Source organism: Arthrobacter alpinus (assembly GCF_001294625.1).
Classification (GTDB): domain Bacteria; phylum Actinomycetota; class Actinomycetes; order Actinomycetales; family Micrococcaceae; genus Specibacter; species Specibacter alpinus_A.
In genome coordinates this window covers 138784-155754 of the sequence record NZ_CP012677.1, presented here as the reverse complement: position 1 = coordinate 155754, position 16971 = coordinate 138784, and the positions used below count along the sequence as shown (strand labels likewise).

Genomic DNA, 16971 nt, shown 5'->3' with positions numbered 1-16971 from the left:
TGCACCACCTAGCGAGCATCCCGCCAGGATTATCGTGCACCATGCCCGCGCAATGCGCAGGGAATCACCACGGACAACTCAACGTGGAGCAGCTTTGTCACCGAAAACACCGTCCACAAGTAACCGCCAGCCAAGCGCCAAGCCCCCACATCGCCGTGCGTCCATCAGCGTATTTGTCGCCGCCGCAGTGGTCCTCAGTGCCTTCGGAGCTGCCGTCCCTGCCTCGGCGTCAAGCTCGACGCACTATGTCGATTGTTCGGGCTCCACCAGCGGCACAGGAACCCAGGCATCTCCTTGGAACGGCCTCGCCACCGTCAACTCCCAGACATTCGCCGCAGGCGACACTGTCTACTTCAAAAGAGGAACTACCTGCTCTGGAGCTCTGATCCCCCTCGGATCGGGTACTGCGGGCTCGCCCATCACTCTCGACGCGTACGGCACAGGCGCTGCTCCCATCATTGCCGGGCCCACCGGGCCTACAGGCCCGGAAGCTGCAATTAGCCTGACCAACCAAAACAACTGGACCATCCAGAACCTGGAAGTTACCGGCGGGTACTGGCAAAACATCCACATCACTGCCACCACCCCGAACACCGCCTACAGCGGCATCACCATCCGCAATGTCCACGTCCACGACAACGGCTGGGTCGGGGCATTCAACCAGTGGGTGGTCGGCGCCGGCGGAATCGTCATCGAACCCTGCGAGGCCACCACGTCAATTTCCGGAATCCTCCTGGACAACGTCGAAGCGAACAACAACCACATCGCCGGCGTGCAGCTGGGACATTACCACATGGCCGAATACGACCCTGCATCCAACGGATATAACGGTGAAAACACCCCCGGTTGCCACATGAATCTGGCAACAGACACCACCCCGCAACCTAAAACAGGGGTTCAGAACGTGCGCGTCCAATACTCGAAACTGCACGACAACGACGCCACCGGACTCCAAGTCTTTGGTGCCACGAACGTGCTCATCGGTGGCAACCAGCTTTACAACAACGGCTCGGGATCAGGTGCCAGCCCGGCCAACCCGTCCGGCATGAACGGGGAAGGGGCATGGTGGGACACAACCGACAGCGTCACTGCCCAGTGGAACAATGCCTGGGGCAACCGGGAGGGATATTCCGGCAACGACGGTTCAAGCCTAGACGCCGACCGAATGACAACCAACAACTTGATCCAGTACAACTTTCTTCATGACAACCACAACTACGGCGCCTCAGTCATCGCCGGCGACGGTCCCAGCGATGCGGTGATCCGCTACAACATTATGTCCAACAACGGCACGAAATACGCCTCGGCCCCCGACATTATGGTCAGCAAACCCTATGCCACCGGGGGTGTGACCTCACTGGACATCTACAACAACACCCTGACCAGGGCCAGCTCCGGGCAGGGCATCAGACTCCAAAGCCCCTTCCTTGCCCCGGCGACGGTAAAGGTCCGTAACAACCTCATCTACCGCGGATCAGCAAGCCCCATGATCTCGACCACGACGAACAACGCCACGCTGAACAACAACCGCTACTTTGCCAGTGGGGGGACTCCCACTTTCACCTACAACAACACCTCCTACAGCTCTCTCGCCGCCTTCCAGACCGCCACCGGCCAGGACGCTAGCAGCGTCGTTGCCGACCCGTTGATGATCCAACCGAGCTATCACGGAAACGACTGGTTCGCCTCACCGCAGTTTGCTCTTGGTGCTGGATCGCCTGCCATCAGTGCGGGAGTGATCGTTCCTAGCAACGGAGGAACCGACATCTTCAGCTGGCCAGTGAACTCGACCTGGGCTCCGAATATTGGCGCCTACAACGGCCTAGCGAAAGAGCCGCCGCAGCACCGCAACACTCGAAGCCGTGGGTGGGTCGCCCATATTATCCTGCCCACAGCAACAGCACTGTACTTGCCCACGGACCTTTGTATGGAAGAGGCTTTTGGTAGCGAGTGCGGGGTGATTCTGTATCGCTTTTGGTGGCGCCGGGTGAGGATTGCTTTGACCCCGACATTGGGGTCGCGGATGGTTCACCATCGCGCTAACCCTGGCCAGAGACGTGCGAAACCACTGCTACCCGCGAATTTGGGCCAAACACAAAGGCGGCTCTTCCCACCAGCGCCAGGGTATCTGCCCGCACGGCGAACTCAACCGTACGATGCGACGGTAACTGGTTGTCCTTGAACCACGGACTCATAGGCCGCCTCGATGATGGCCAAACTTGCCGCAGCGTCAGAGATGCCATACCCCGGCGTGGACCCTGACTGCAGGTCCTGAACATACTGCTTCAGCATGATACGCAAAATCGCTACGGAACTGGGACCGCCGATGGGCAGCGCCGCGACACCACCCGCGCTGTCATACCGGCTGACCTGAGGTTTATCGTCGTCGGAACTGGCATTACCGTGCGATCCAAGAATCCTAATGCTCGACGAGACCGGGCCTAGGCCCGGTGCGGCAGGAACCCTGCCCAGCGTGACAGTGGCCGTGACCCCGTTCTGGAGGAGCAGCGAGACGATGGCACAATCCTCCACGCCGTTTTCTTCGTGCAGCGTGCCAAACAAAGTTGACGCCTCGCAATGAACTTCCACCACTTCCAGCCCTGTCAGGAAGCGGATGTAGTCCACCGGGTACAAAAGGAAATTCAACAGCTCCCCTCCCCCTGACAGCGAAGGATCCACCACCAGCTCGGGTCGCTCCACCGAGGTCGCGAAGTGTGCCCCACTGGCAAACCACTCAACGTCCACGTGCAGGGGAAGCCCCATGGTGCCCGCATCGATCCAACGCCGCAGACGCTGCACCGCGGGAGAATGCAGCCTGTTAATGACGCTCAGAGTGCCAACCGCAGCCTCCTCCGCTCGGACCAGTTGGTCGATGTCTGCCCGGCTGGTGCCAATGGGCTTGTCCACTAGGACGTGCAGGCCCGCCGCCAAGGCCCGGGCCGCCAGGGCAGCATGCCTAGTGGGTTCGCTGCACACGATGAGCGCGTCGACTGCGTTCGCGTCAAGCAGGGGCCCGAGAGAATCGAAATAGGTGATCCCGACGGCCGCTGCGGCCTTGGCACTGTCCTCCTTCATCCACGCGGGTGACTGGGGCTCCTCAGCCACCCCAACAAGTTCGACGTCGGGGAGGTCAGCCAGAATTTCGGCGTACGGTACCGCATGGCGGATTCCGGAAAGGAAGCCGATCCGAAGTTTGGGTTTCAGCCAAGTGGTGGCGTTCACAGGATGGCGCCTTTCGCGTGGATGGATGGAATGGAAAGTTCGATGGCCCGCCCGGTATCTAGAGATTGCTGGGCAGCCAGCCCGGTGGCAAGCGCGGCCCGGACTTCAGCTGTCTTCACGATGGGATCGGCGCGTCCCTCGACCAGGTCAATCCAGTGGCTTAGCTGTGCCGTCATTGCACCTTCCACGGAGCTTGGTGCGGGCCGTGCTCCGTCGCTGGTGAGCCCGGGGTCGTCGTCGGTGCTGTGCGCCAAGGTGCCCTCCGACCCGGCAACCACAATCCGGCGCAACGTGTCGGCATGTTTACGCAGCGAATAGGAGATCTCCAACAGAGCCAAGGAGCCGTCGTCGAATTTCACTGTGAGTTGGAAGCTGTCATGGACCGGCATCTTCGCGGCATAGCTGGGAAAGGAGCGGGCAAAAACCCTGACAGGTGTGCGTTGCAGCAGCCAGATGGCCAGGTCAATGCAATGGCTGCCATTGTGCACGGGGTGACCGCCGGACTTGGCGGCATCCAGTTGCCATCCGCGCCACCCACCTGGCCACACGTAGCCGGTATACCAGCTCACATGGGCTAGCCGTGGAGTCCCAATCTCGCCGCCCTGCAAGGACGCCGCAATGGTTGCTATAGAGGGTTGGAAGCGGACTGTCTGCCCCACCATCAGGCTCAGCTCGCGCCCTTCGGTGGCCGCTATCATCGCGTCCAAGTCCGCCAGGTTCAGGGCTGCCGGCTTCTCCACGTGGACGTGTTTGCCCGCTTCACCGGCGGCAATGGCGAACCGTGCATGATCCGGGGTCGCGTTGGCAATGTCCACCGCCGTTATGGCAGGATCCTTGAGGATCTGACCAATGTCCGTGGTGGCTTTCGCTCCCGGGTAGAGGGCAGCCAGGGAGGCCGCACGCTCAAGATTGGAGCCGTAAACGTAGGAAACATCGACGCCAGGTATGGCGCGCAGGGCGGTGAGGTGGTCACGGGCAATGTTGCCGCTACCGATGATCGCGACGGTGCTCCCCACGATCAAACACCGGCCAGCGCTGGGCTGGACTCAATCTTGGCCACGGCCCGTGCTGCCTCGGCCTGCGCCATGGCTTCAACCCCGGCCAGGACTGCTGTTGCCGGGGACTCCAGCAAGACACTGTCCTGCCCGCGCATCGCGGCAAGGATTTCCAACAGCTCGCTTTCCACGGCCGCCTGCATCCAGTACGGACCCACTGCTCCTGCCGCGTTGTAGGACTGCTTCTTTTGGGAAGACTCCCGCAGTGAATCGTTGGCTCGCTCCGAATCGAAGATGCCCCATTGTTCGGTCACCACGCCGTCCACGAAGCGGCGAACCACGGCAGTTCTAAGGTCTGCCTCTACGGCAGCCTCGGTGCCTGAGACGCGGAACTTCCAGTCGGGGACATGGGCGGAGGTGGACAGCTCGTGATAGGCGACGGCGCCCGAGGCGAACTTCAAGGTGGTCTTGTGCACACTGTCTTCCACACGAGTACCCACCGGTCGCGGTGCCCCAGCAGTGGTGCGGATTTCCACCGGCTCACCGAAGACCCACGTCAACAAGTCAAGTTCGTGAATCTCATGCAATAGCTCGCCACCGCTTCGGCTCCGGTCGAGCTTCCACCAGTCTTCTGCTCCTTCTGGTACATGGACCAGCCGGGAGCGGCTCCCATAGCCCTCCAACAAGGTTCCCAGTGCCCCGGACCGCGCCTCAAGGAACAGTCTTTTGATTCCTGGCATGGTCCGCTCCACATGGCCCACCAGGAGGCGGCCTTCACTGAGTGCTGCGGCGGCCATAACCGCCAGGGCATCTTCTGCCGTGATGGCCAGTGGCTTTTCCACAAAAACACTCTTGCCCGCTTGAAGCAACGCCATGGTGGCCGTGGCATGGGTGTGGTTGGGTGTGGCGATCATGACCAGGTCAATGTCAGTGGCCGTGGCCAGCTCTGCAGGATCTGAGATCGCGCGGGCCCCGGCCCTGCCCGCGAGCTCGTGCGCGGATGCCGCGTCAAGATCGCAGATGGCAACGACGTCGAAGTCGTCGTGATCCTTGCATGCCATGGCAAGCGTGTTTCCGAAGAATCCGGAGCCGAGCACGGCTACACGGATGGGAGTGAAATGCATGGTCAACCTCTTAGGAATATGGGTGGTACAAAGTGGTGGGCAGTAACTAAATGGATGGGGTCGGCGCGCTTGCATCGCCGCTGTTCACAGGGTGGAAACAACGCAGCGTGTGCAACGGTTCTTGGCTGAGGACGCTCACCGGTGGCATCTCCTGGGCACATTCGCTGCTTGCTTTCCAGCAACGGGTACGGAAAGGGCACCCCGACGGCGGTCGAACGGCCGATGGCACGGGACCTTCGAGGCTGATTGGGTTGATCTCATCCAGAATGCTGGGCGTGGCTGAGAGCAGCGCCTTGGTGTAGGGGTGGGCGACACCTTCGGGGGTTAGTGCTGAAGGAACTTCCTCGACAATCCTGCCCAGGTACATCGTTGCGATGCGGTCGCTCATGCGCCTGACGGTTTGGATGTCGTGGGAGATGAAGATCATGGCCAGGTTCATCTCCTTCTGCAGCTTGAGCAGGAGGTTCAAGATTTGGGCCCGTACCGAAACATCCAGCGCGGACGTGGGTTCATCGGCCACCAGCAGAGAGGGTCCCAGTGCCAAGGCCCTGCCGATGGCGACCCTCTGGCGTTGCCCGCCCGAAAGCTGTGTTGGCAATGCGTCGGCGGCACTCTCCGGCAGACCCACGAGATTCATCAGCTCCCGCACGCGGCGGTCTCGGGAGGCGCCGTCGCCGATCCCATGGACATCCAGCGGGTCGCGCAGGATCCGTCGGATGGCCAGGCGTCGGTTGAGGGCCGTCGACGGGTCCTGGAAGATCATGCCGACGTTGCGGCCAAACTCCGTGCGACGGCGGTCTGCCGACATGTCCCACAGGGAAGCCCCGTTGAAGTAGATCTCACCGTCGGACGGTTTTTGCAGGCCGACAATGGCCTTTGCGAGTGTGGACTTTCCGCAGCCGGATTCTCCGACTATCCCCACAGTTTCACCCGCGGAGACACTGAGGTTGGCACCTGTCAGGGCAAATACCGTTTCCTTGCCGAACAGGCTTAGGCCCTTGATGCTGTGCCGGACATGAATATTTTTCAGTTCCAGGACAGGCCTCCGCTGGTCTTGGTCCCCGGCCAGGGTGGCTGCCCCAGTTTGCACTGCACTCATACCAGGGCCTTCACTTTCATTGGTTCGGGCAGTTCAACGGCTGGATGGTGGCAGGCCACCATATGGTCTTCCTGGGTCTGGCGCACCGGTGGTTCGTCGGTTCTGCAGATGTCCGTTGCCGCCGGGCACCTGTCGGCAAAGCGGCACCCAGCAGGGAAATCGGCGGGAGAGGGTACGACGCCCATTATTTGTGTCAGGTTCTCATCCCCCGCTTCCAGGGACAGCACCGCTGAGAGCAGGCCGCGGGTGTAGTGGTGGGCGGGCTGGCCGATCACGGCATCGATGGAGCCTGCTTCGGCTACTTGCCCGCCGTACATGACTACAATCCGGTCGGCGATGTCCGAGACCAGCGCCAGGTCGTGGGAAACCAACACCAGGGCAAACCCGAGTTCGTCCTTGAGACGCAACAGCAGTTTCATGACCTGGGCCTGGACGGTGACATCCAGTGCGGTCGTGGGTTCATCGGCAACGATCAGTTTGGGTTCCCTGGAGAGTGCCATGGCAATGAGGACGCGTTGGCGCTGTCCCCCTGATAGCTCGTGGGGGAAGGCCTTGAGGGTTCTGTTGGGGTCCAGATTCACAAGTTCCAGGAGCTCCTCACAGCTACGCTTCCCACCGCGGCGAACAAACTGGCCCAGTTGGGCGCGAATGGTCATGGCCGGGTTGAGTGAGGACAGGGCGTCTTGGTAGATCATCGAGATTCCGTGTCCCATTTGTGCCCGGCGTTTGGCGGGCTTCATCTCCAGTAGGTTTTGTCCCAGGAAGAGAATGGACCCGCCAATCTTTGCGCCCCTGGGTTCCAAGCCCATGATGGCCAATGAGGTCAAGGATTTTCCGCAACCGGATTCACCAATCAATCCCAGGACTTCCCCGGGGCGAACGTCGAAACTGACGCCGTTCACCACGTTGACGCCGTTGTGTCGGTCGGGAAATGAGATGGTCAGGTCTTTCACTTGCAGGACCGGGGCGTGGCCTGAGAAATCCTTGAGCCGGGTCTTGATGCGGGCGGCCGCGGCGGCAAGGCCCGGCAGATCTACCACCCCAGTCTCAGAGCGGACGTCGTCGAATTCTGCTTGTTCTGCTTTGTGCGCCGTGGTGGCAGCTTTGGCGGCTCGGGCCGTGGGTGCTGCCAGCGCGTCGGAGATGCCTTCTGCAAGGACGTTCAGGGACACCACGGTGACGAAGATCAGCAGACCAGGGAAGGTGGTGGCCCACCATCCGCCGAGCATGAGTAGTTCCTTGCCTTCGGCGATGACACTGCCCCATGAGGCGTAGGGCTGCTGGACGCCGGCGCCAATGAAGGACAACGACGCCTCGAAGACTATGGCGTCGGCAACCAGGACCGTGCAGAAAACGAGAATCGGTGCGGCGCAGTTGATGGCCACATGCCGGGTGACGATGAAGAACTTTTTGGCCCCGATGATCTTTTGGGCGGCCACATAGTCTTCGCCGTACTGGTCCAAGACATTGGCGCGGACGATTCGGGCAACCATGGGTGTGTACAGGAATCCGATGGCCGCAATGAGCACCGGCAGGTCTCGGCCAAAGACGGCAACAAGTACGGCGGCCAGGGCTATGCCTGGAAACGCCATGATGATGTCCAGTATCCGCATGATGACTTCATCGACCACCTTGCGGCTCGTGGCGGCGATTGAACCGATCACGGCACCGGCGACCAAGGCCAGGGCAGTCGCTCCGAGACCGATGGCCAGAGACCAGCGGGCACCGGTCGCGAGTCGTGCCAGCAGGTCCCGTCCTTGCCCGTCAAGGCCCAGCGGGTGCGCCCAGCTAGGGGCCTTGTTGCTCGCAATTGTCTGCAGGTTTGGATCTGCTGTGATGATCATGGGGCCAAAGATCGCACCCAAGATGACCAAACCAAGAACGACGACGGCAATCCAGCCGGAGACGGTGAGCCTACCCAGTTTCAAGCCCGGACGTGAAAGGCGTTGTGCAAGTTGTTTCCTCATGCTGTGTGGCTCCTCAGCTTGGGGTTGGCGATCATGGAGAGAATGTCAACGATCAGATTTATGACCACAAAACCCAAGGCGATGGTCAGGACTGCGCCTTGGACAATGGCGGGTTCGTTGTTCTTGACGCCTTCGATCATGACTTGGCCCATGCCAGGCAGGTTGAACATCTGTTCAATAACGACGGCGCCGCCCATCAAATATCCGACGCGAAGTCCGAGCACATTCAGTGGATTGATCAATGCGTTACGCAGGACATTGCGTCCTACGACGACCACGGGGTGTAGTCCGCCGCCGCGTGCAGTACGCACATAGTCCCGGTCGAGTTCCTCCACCATGGAGGTCCTGATGATGCGGGTCATCTGTGCCGCGATGGGGAAGGCCAGGGACAACGCGGGCAAAGTCATGCTCTGCAGCCAACCGGAGAAGGAGTCCCCCGGATTGATGTACCGACTGGAGGGAAATATGGGGTTGTCGATTGCCAGCCACTGCACGAGCAGGAGTGCGATCCAGAAGGAAGGGGCAGCGACGCCAAGAAGTGTGATGATGCGGATCAGTTGATCCGGCCACCGATCCCGGTAGATGGCCGAAACGGTGCCAAGGATAAACGCCGCGCTCAGGGCGATGATCAGGCCCAGGAAAGTTAGCTGAAGTGTCAGCGGAAGCGCCGTAGAAATCATGTTCACGACGCTCTCGCCTGTTGCCAAGCTCTTACCCAGTTGACCCTGAATGACCAGGCCAACAAAAACAAAGTATTTGATAAAGAACGGATCATTGAGCCCGTGTTCCTGCCGGAACTGTTCCAGCTGGTCCGCGGAGACGGGTGCGTCTGCAAAAACCGCCACGGCTGGATCGGTTTTGGAAAATTGCATGACGGTGAAGACGAACAAGATGATGCCGAGAACAAGCGGCACCAAGGAGATGACACGTCGTCCGAGCAGTCGTAGAACCATTACCACTACGGGCTCCTTTGAGTACGGGAAGTTAGGGGTCGCTTGCCGGGGCCTGTCCTACGAGGCCCCGGCGCACAGCTGGTGGCGCGAGCAACTACGCCGTTCGGGTGGCTTTCAGAAGGTTCACTCCTGGGATGTCCAAGGCCTTGACCCCGTTGACCTTCTTCGGATCCCAGGCGGTGAACAATTTCATGTGCATCACCGGGTAGATCACCGCTTCATCGGCGATGGTGTCCAGGGCAGCATTCGTCTTGGCCTTGTGCTCGGCCGGGTTGCTGGCTTGGATGGCGGCGTTGAGCTGAGCATCCAGAGCCTTGAACTCGGCCGTTTCACCCCACTTATTCCAGGGGAGGAACGTATTGGAGTTCGAGTAAAACCAGCGAATATTCAGATCCGCATCAGCACCAAACTGGTTAGGGTTTCCGGAGAACGTCAGCGCGTCAACGGGTTCACCGGCGGCAACCTTGGAGTTGAAGGCCGCCGTTTCTTGGATGTCCAAGGTGGTGGCAACGCCCACGGCGTCCCAGCCTTCCTTGATGGTATTGACGGCCACCTTGGTCCAGGAGATGTTGGTGGACAACAACGTCACAGCCAGGTCTTTGACTCCTGCTTGCGCCAGGAGCTGCTTGGCCTTCTCGGGGTTGTAGTCGTACTGGGTGGCCGCCTTGTAGTATTCAGGACTGGCCTTGTGCAGGAATGACGTGGCCGGAGTGCCCTGCCCCGCGATGGCGACGTCGATGAGCTTTTGCGTATCGATGGCCATCCGCAGAGCCTGGCGCACGCGCTTGTCATTGAATGGGGCCTTGTTGGTGTTAAAGACCAGTCCCAGCAAATTCATGCTGTCTACACCTTCAACGTTCAGGCCCTTGCCCTTGAGCTGATCAATATTGTCCTGCGGGATGTTGTCCGAAATCTGGACTCCGGCCACACCGGAGGTCAGCAAGCCCACCCGCGCGGCCGCATCGACGGAAACATTCCACTGCATCGACTTGAAGGTCGGCTTGAGGGCGCCGTTGTATCCGGCGTGCGATTCGAAGGCGGTGAACGAGGTGTCCTGGTGGCTCTTGACCTTGAAGGGGCCAGAACCAACGGCGTTCTTACCTTGTTTGAGGAAGTCTCCATCCTGGGCGTCAAATACATGCTTGGGCATGATCTTGACGATCGAGAAGCGCTGAACGGCGGCCGCGAACGGGAACTTCATCGAAATCTTCACCGTAGAGTCGTCCACTTTGCTGACGCCGTTGAGCCAGGAAGCAAAGAAGGCGTTGGTCAGAACCTTCTTGTCAGTGTTCAGAACGCGCCCGAAGGAGAACACCACATCATCAGCCGTCACCGGCTTGCCGTCATGGAACGTTGCGCCGGAGCGCAGCTTGACGGTCCATTCCGATGACTTCGGATCTGCCGGCATTTCACTGGCCAGCGCTGCGTACGGATTGCGGGTGACAGCTTCGGCATCCCACAGCCCTTCGTAAATGTGGTTGTGCGCGGCCATGGCAAAGGCTGAGCCCGTGTTCAGCGGGTCCCAGCTGCTGTTGTTGTTGTAACCAATGGCCACGTCGATGTGGTCCATGGCCGCGGCGTTGCCTGCAACGGATCCGCTGGACTTGGGACCGCCGCAGGCGGCCACCCCTGCTGTCACGGCGCCAGCAGCGCCGATCAAACCGGTGTACTTCAAGAACGCACGGCGATCGAGACCGCGGTGTTCGACTGTGTCACGCATGCTTCTCCTTCGGGTAAGTGATGTGATTGGTACTACTTTTTCGTTGCCAGATGTCTGACACTGTAGGACCTATAGTTCATGACCAATGTGATTCAAGTCAAGTATTTTCAGAAAATATCCAGAAACTTGCGTAATTTTGCCGCTCATTGGTCCTCGTACGTCCGAGGACTAGCCATAGGAGATCAGACAGTGATGTACTTAGCTGTAGCTTTGAAACGTCGCTCCGTAACGCAATGGCGGCATCAAGAAGGGATTGGCACATGAGCACTAATGAAGACATCGGTGGATGGGCCGCGCCCCATGCGGAACGAGAGAGCCTCACAGACAGGCTTAAGCGCTACATACTGGACCGGCGCATGCTCCCTGGCGATCCCCTGCCCAGCGAGACGGATCTCGCTGAAATTTTGGGTGCCAGCCGTTCCAGTGTGCGGGAAGCTCTGCGAACCTTGGCTGCGCTCGATATCATCGAGATCCGGCACGGGCACGGGACATTTGTCGGTCAAATGTCATTCGCTGGCACTATTGAGAGTCTGATTTTCAAGGGGCTCCTGAGCAGCCAAGGTGATCTTGAGGTCGTTGATGACTTGATCGATTTGCGTGAGGCCTTCGATATTGCGCTAACGGATCATGTCATGGCCGGTCTGGCGCAGACTCCCGACCCCGCCATTGAGGCAACCCTGGCGGACATGGACACTCATGCGGCAGCCAACAACCCAGCGGGAGTTGTTGCCGCTGAGAAGCGCTTCCACCAGCAGCTATTGGGCCACGCGGGAAACAAACTCGCCACACAGCTGGGAACGGCGCTCTGGGAAGTCCACTCCACCGTTGCCAACACCATTCGCACTCCCAGCCAAGAAGAACTCCTTGAAACCGCCAAGACTCACAGGGTTATGTACGAGATGGCACTGCATTCCCGAGGGCGCCGCTATCAAGCCGCAATTCTCGATCGCTACGAACCGCTCCGAGGGCAAGTTCAGAAGATGGCAGCCGTTCCACGACTCCCCCACCGCAGTTCCTGACCTCCCATTCTTCTCCTAGCTCGGCGCGCACACTTCCTACTACCCCTGACGTGTCAGTCTTCGGTAAGCCGTGGGTGGGATTCCGAAGACTCCGTGGAACAACCGGGCAAAATAGTTGGCGTCGTGGTAGCCAAAGTCGTGGGCGATTTCTCCGACTTTTCTGTTTGTCAGGAAGAGCTCTCTGGCGGCAGCCATCATGCGTAAATCTCGATGATATTCACTGATTGTTTTTCCCATTTGACCTTTGAACAGCCGGCGCAGGGCTGACTCACTTAGGTGGGCTTGTGCACACAGCGCCTTGATATTTGGATTAGTTCGAGGATTCCCCGCCAACAGTTCCACGATCGATTCGATTCGAGGATCCAGTGCGTTGGCAGACGGAAGAATCAGATTTTTCTTCACCTTGCCAGGCAAGTTGGCGCCACCTGGGCGAGCGGATAGAGCAGCGATGATCAGGTTAAGATGCCCGGCCAGCAGGAATGCTCGGCCCTGCCCCGAGGCAGCCCACCCCGATTCGAGCTCATGGAAATGGTGCAGCAAATCGGTCTCAGCACAATTAGGCGTGATGCGCTGCAGGCCAAGGTGCTCGGAAAGGAAATCTCGGCCCGCAATGCTTGCGGAGGTCGTAAACCTGATTGAGATGAAAGAGAAGTTCACCGATGTGGAACGGCATTCGAGGGTGGCGCCCTCGGGGATGAGCGCAACGTCTCCGAGCAGTACCGGGAACTGTTCACCGTCAACGATGAAGATCCCGGTACCGCCGGTAACAATGCGTGCGATTGAATAGGGAATTGCCGTCGGAGGGAACATCCAGCTGGATGGAAATTGATACGCCTCGGCGTGGAGCACTGTCAGGCGAACTGACGGCAATCGGTCCTCCATGTTTAAGGAATCCGACTTTTCATCCGTTGCGCCTGCATCAAATTCCCTCCCGACGGCAATCACTTAGTTTAGAAGGTCGCTGATCTCAAGTTCTCTATAATACATGGCTTGAAGTCCATCGGACCAAGAACCGGTCGGCGCAGCTTCATAAAGAATCCCGACCTTGCCGTTGTTTAGCTGGGCCATTGAAGAGTATGCGAACTTCTCGTTCGCGCCTGTCAGTTGATATTGCTTGATCCACTCGATGCGGTACTTCTTGGCTCCGCCGGCGTAGTTGCCGTCCTCATGAACGAGGCCGATATTCGCGACGCCGTTGGTCCTGGCACTAGACATCGCGGTTGTCATCAGGAAGGCTGGCTGCGCCGTGCCGGTGGTTGGCGAAACGACCGGGGCCTGGAGTGTCACCGTTGAGATCTGGGAATTGATTCCCGCAGAATTGTCGCCAAAGGCGGAGCCAACGGCCCTCCAGCTCGCTCCCCCGTTTCCGCTTGCAGAGGTCAGTACCTTACCGCCGCTGGAGGAAGTGTTGCGGACGTAGATTTGCAGGCTTCCATCGGGGAGTTCGACGACCGAGGACTCGTGGCTTGCCAGTGACGTGGGAAGCGGTTCCCCATGGCTCCAGGTTTTGCCGTTGTCATCGCTGAAGATTACTTCGGTCGACGTTCCACCTTGGTAGTAGACCGGAACGACGAGCCGGCCGGCGAAGGCCCCTTTCTGAATCTGGATGGATCGTCCCGGGCCAAGCAAGTACCACCTGGAGTTTTCCCGTTTCACCATGCCTGAGATCAATTGGTCCGAAACCCAGCTCTGCCCGTCGTCGTCCGAGTGGGTCTGCAAAATGTAGCTCGTGTTGTACATCTGCAACGGCGAGGCTTCGTAAAAGATCTTCAGCGGTACTTGTAGTCCGCCACCGCTCGTTGATTTCTGCTGCACTATCAGGGGCGTCCCTGAGTTGAAGAGGGCAAATTCGGCGTCTAGAGAATAGTTGGTGAGTGTTCCGAGGGCCAGATTCGAGTCGGACACATGCGTGGCAGTGGACGAATAGGGCCGCGGCGTTCCTTGGAGGTTGTAAACGGAGATTCGACCGGAGGAGTCCTTGGGCCCGTTGACGTCGGCAACGTAGTCAAATTTCGAACGATCGGTGTTGTTGTTGATGTTGTTTGTCAGGCCGTCGGCGCTGCCTTTGATGTTCTGACTCGACAACAGCAAGTACTTTTTGCCAGCAATCGTGGCAAAACCGTCCCCGTAGGCCATGCTGCGGGCTCGACCGCCCTGGACGCCGCCGTCGGCAAGAACGTTTAGTTTTTCAAATACACCGCCATTCCAGGGGAACGCGTCGGTCAGTGTAAAAATGCGCTGGGTATTTAGCGTGTCCTGAACAATTGCGCCGTCAATCACCGAAGCGCTGGACTGTTTGTAACCAGGTTCGTCAGCATAGTCCTTCATATGCAACGCGGAGGGAACCGTCGCGGGGTCCCAGCCTGCCGCAGGAGCCTGTGATGAAGCGTTCGCCTTACGCCGGAGGGCGGCATCGATATTGTCTGCGGAGTCGCCTGTCGTGGCCCTGTTGACGTCAGTCCCCGCAATCAACGTACCAGCGGATGTGTTGAGTAGGAAAGGGATTCGGAAGAACTTCGAGGTGGTCGCATCACCCCTATAGAAGACCTGCGTCCCATCCCACATTCCACTCGTAATGGAACTAAGTTGTGCCTGTGAATACTTCGTCGGCACGAACGCAACGAATGCAATCTTTCCATTGAACAGGCCGTTATTCGAGGAGTTCGCGAGTACTCCGGGAGCGCCGCCAATGGTGAGATAGTCCAGGGCGTTGATCTGTGGGTTGGTGCTGAACCATGAAGCGAAATTCGGAAACTGTGTTGTGGTCGAGCCATCAATGCTGGTGACCGTGCGGGCTGTGGTTCCCCCTGGCGTCGCGTCGACGCTGTAGGCAAATGTATGCCAAGCACCAGTGACCGCCGGGCCATCCAGATTCGCCTGCATCCCAGCCGGGAAGTCGACCCGAACACGATTGCTCGTGCCCACACCGTTGGCCAGAATTGCACCATAGCTGTTTGCCGACGTTCCTGATCCGCCGGCAAGAAGTACCTGGTTTGTAGCATTGTCCGAGTAGAAGCGAACAAGAATCGTGCCCTGCTGATTCGCTTTCAGACGGCCTTTTCCTGCCGCGTCAATTTCCACAGTCCGAGTGCCGTCAAAGACTTGATCCTGGCCATGGAACTCCTTCAGAAACCCCGAGGAGGCTGCGTTTTGGAGTGTCGCTGATAGTGCTTGGTCAGCAACAGGGTCAGCTTGCGCGGGCGGAACGAGCAGGGTCAGTGATAAGACAGCCACAGAAACGGCAGCAAGCCCAAATCTAGATTTCCTATTTTCCTTTGGTAGACGAATGCGTTTGTCCATGGATTCCTCATTCTTTCAACAGTGAAAATTAGTGACCCAAGACACACTAAAAGCTGCGTTTGCCGTCCACAATGGCACCGACGGCCATTACTAGCACAATTCAAGCTAAACGCGCACGGGTGACCGGCTGTCCCGAGACGCAATCGCCCGCACGTGCGACGTTGCTTTGATAGTTACTGCGCCGGCTCGGAGCGATGCCAGAATCGCCAGCCTGATCCGGCTTGACCCGCGACAACAGCCGATCTCATGGACATGGTGCCAACGAACCAACGCTGACGAGTTCTTGGTCACTCCTAGGATTAGCCTCAGATCGATGCGCTCAACAGCCCACAGCGGCATTCCCTGCTGCGACGCCAGGAAGGGAAAGGTGTCGGTTCCTTTGAACCTGCCCGCCCGACGGTTAGGCTGCGTTGGCTGCTCCAGGGTTGGGGCTAGTGAGGTCGAGCGGTTCGGTTCAGGTTGGGATTGCCGTTGATCTGGGCCGGATCCCGCCCGCACAGCTCGCCAGCATGACTGCCGCGTTGCGGTGCCGTCTACCTGCTGGCGCCCGCACCGGATCGCCACCCAAAAGGCGGGGGCAGCTTCGCAGTTTGGCCGGTAGGCAGACGTGTACTGGATCCCGCCTGTCAACTTGCGTGACCCAGGCAACAGGTCGGGTCGGGCCAACTGGTCAGAATCAGGCAACGACACCCGATTTTAGGCAACATCGTGCACCAATATCCCAGGGGACACCGATTGCACGGCAACCAAAATGCCACCACGGCGGAACCGGGCCAAGGCAAGGGAATCCTTCGATGCACCGAGGCAACCTGACGATCAATTTAATGAGTTTTTAATGAGTCTGTTCGAAACGGTGCGCCAAAGAGCTGTGGCTTCCACAGCAAAACCGAAGGTCAGACGCCACCACCCCACCCCAAACCAGCCCTTCGAACCGACGACAGTTGTATTCGACAGCCAAGGCGCTTAAACGCGCATGTTGCTGGGCAGAAAACACACCCCGCAACTGTCCAAAAAGCCCGTAAATCCGGGCTTCTTGGCTCCCCGATGCCCGAGGGCCTCGGCCAGATTCGGGCCGACGACCTTTGCGCTCTATGCGGTCCATACCCCTGAAAACGGTTCCGTCGTGGCCAAAAACGCCCACTACTGCGGGCTATCAGCAACTATCGACCACCAATGGGCCTCCTGTCGGATTCGAACCGACGACCCCCGCTTGCGAAGGGACAGTCCATTCAGTGTTGCCAATAGACCGCTTTGGCCTGTTCTTACATGATGCGATTGCAACAATGCAAGATACTAAATAGTGGTCGTTGCGTCTTCAAAAGTATGGGTTCTGTATGACGTGGTGGGAACTCCCATCAGACTGGTTCACGACCACGAGCATAGCCAATTAGCCACCGAAGCTGTGCTTCTCATTTTACTCTTGCTTCTTCGCGGCTAGCCGTTAAACCGCAAATTTCACGGAACGGATCGTCAGCGCACCGACGCGGGATTTTGCTGACCGTCACACCTGACTCTGATCTTGAACACCTTTCTGCCCTCGATCGCAACGGGTCGGGATAGGTGTGACGGCGA

Annotated in this window: 11 protein-coding genes; 2 read left to right on the top strand and 9 right to left on the bottom strand. The window is 58.9% G+C overall.

The features are described from left to right. Positions 1 to 94: 94 nt before the first annotated feature. A complete protein-coding gene (locus AOC05_RS00560) occupies positions 95 to 2182 on the top strand; it encodes a right-handed parallel beta-helix repeat-containing protein (RefSeq protein WP_062004754.1) in 2088 nt (695 codons plus the stop codon). Here the strand turns inward: AOC05_RS00560 and AOC05_RS00555 are convergent. The 7 genes from AOC05_RS00555 to AOC05_RS00525 form a co-directional block, all read right to left on the bottom strand. Then, positions 2146 to 3222 (bottom strand): Gfo/Idh/MocA family protein, encoded by a 1077-nt coding sequence (locus tag AOC05_RS00555; RefSeq protein ID WP_197277867.1) that lies wholly within the window; start codon positions 3220 to 3222, stop codon positions 2146 to 2148. The two genes, AOC05_RS00560 and AOC05_RS00555, sit on opposite strands and share 37 nt — an antisense overlap. After that, a complete protein-coding gene (locus AOC05_RS00550; protein ID WP_062004752.1) occupies positions 3219 to 4238 on the bottom strand; it encodes a Gfo/Idh/MocA family protein in 1020 nt (339 codons plus the stop codon). Before AOC05_RS00550 ends, AOC05_RS00555 begins: the two co-directional genes overlap by 4 nt. 2 nt (positions 4239 to 4240) lie before the next feature. After that, positions 4241 to 5341, bottom strand: a complete 1101-nt coding sequence (locus AOC05_RS00545) for a Gfo/Idh/MocA family protein (RefSeq protein WP_062004750.1) — start codon at positions 5339 to 5341, stop codon at positions 4241 to 4243. A 46-nt stretch (positions 5342 to 5387) separates the two neighbouring features. Next, positions 5388 to 6440, bottom strand: coding sequence for an oligopeptide/dipeptide ABC transporter ATP-binding protein (locus AOC05_RS00540; protein ID WP_062004749.1), 1053 nt, complete (start codon positions 6438 to 6440; stop codon positions 5388 to 5390). Continuing rightward, positions 6437 to 8407 (bottom strand): dipeptide/oligopeptide/nickel ABC transporter permease/ATP-binding protein, encoded by a 1971-nt coding sequence (locus AOC05_RS00535; RefSeq protein ID WP_062004747.1) that lies wholly within the window; start codon positions 8405 to 8407, stop codon positions 6437 to 6439. Before AOC05_RS00535 ends, AOC05_RS00540 begins: the two co-directional genes overlap by 4 nt. Continuing rightward, positions 8404 to 9360, bottom strand: coding sequence for an ABC transporter permease (locus AOC05_RS00530; protein WP_197277866.1), 957 nt, complete (start codon positions 9358 to 9360; stop codon positions 8404 to 8406). Before AOC05_RS00530 ends, AOC05_RS00535 begins: the two co-directional genes overlap by 4 nt. A 94-nt stretch (positions 9361 to 9454) precedes the next feature. Then, positions 9455 to 11080 carry an ABC transporter substrate-binding protein gene (locus AOC05_RS00525; protein WP_062004744.1) on the bottom strand — a complete coding sequence of 542 codons (1626 nt, stop codon included), beginning with the start codon at positions 11078 to 11080 and terminating at the stop codon, positions 9455 to 9457. 260 nt (positions 11081 to 11340) lie between these two features. Here AOC05_RS00525 and AOC05_RS00520 point away from each other — a divergent pair, with 260 nt between their 5' ends. Next, positions 11341 to 12099 carry a FadR/GntR family transcriptional regulator gene (locus AOC05_RS00520; RefSeq protein ID WP_062004742.1) on the top strand — a complete coding sequence of 253 codons (759 nt, stop codon included), beginning with the start codon at positions 11341 to 11343 and terminating at the stop codon, positions 12097 to 12099. 39 nt (positions 12100 to 12138) lie between these two features. Here the strand turns inward: AOC05_RS00520 and AOC05_RS00515 are convergent, their stop codons facing one another. Together AOC05_RS00515 and AOC05_RS00510 are read right to left on the bottom strand one after the other, a co-directional pair. Then, a complete protein-coding gene (locus tag AOC05_RS00515; protein ID WP_062004740.1) occupies positions 12139 to 13044 on the bottom strand; it encodes a helix-turn-helix transcriptional regulator in 906 nt (301 codons plus the stop codon). Then, positions 13045 to 15399, bottom strand: a complete 2355-nt coding sequence (locus AOC05_RS00510) for a sialidase family protein (RefSeq protein WP_082357645.1) — start codon at positions 15397 to 15399, stop codon at positions 13045 to 13047. Positions 15400 to 16971: the final 1572 nt, after the last annotated feature.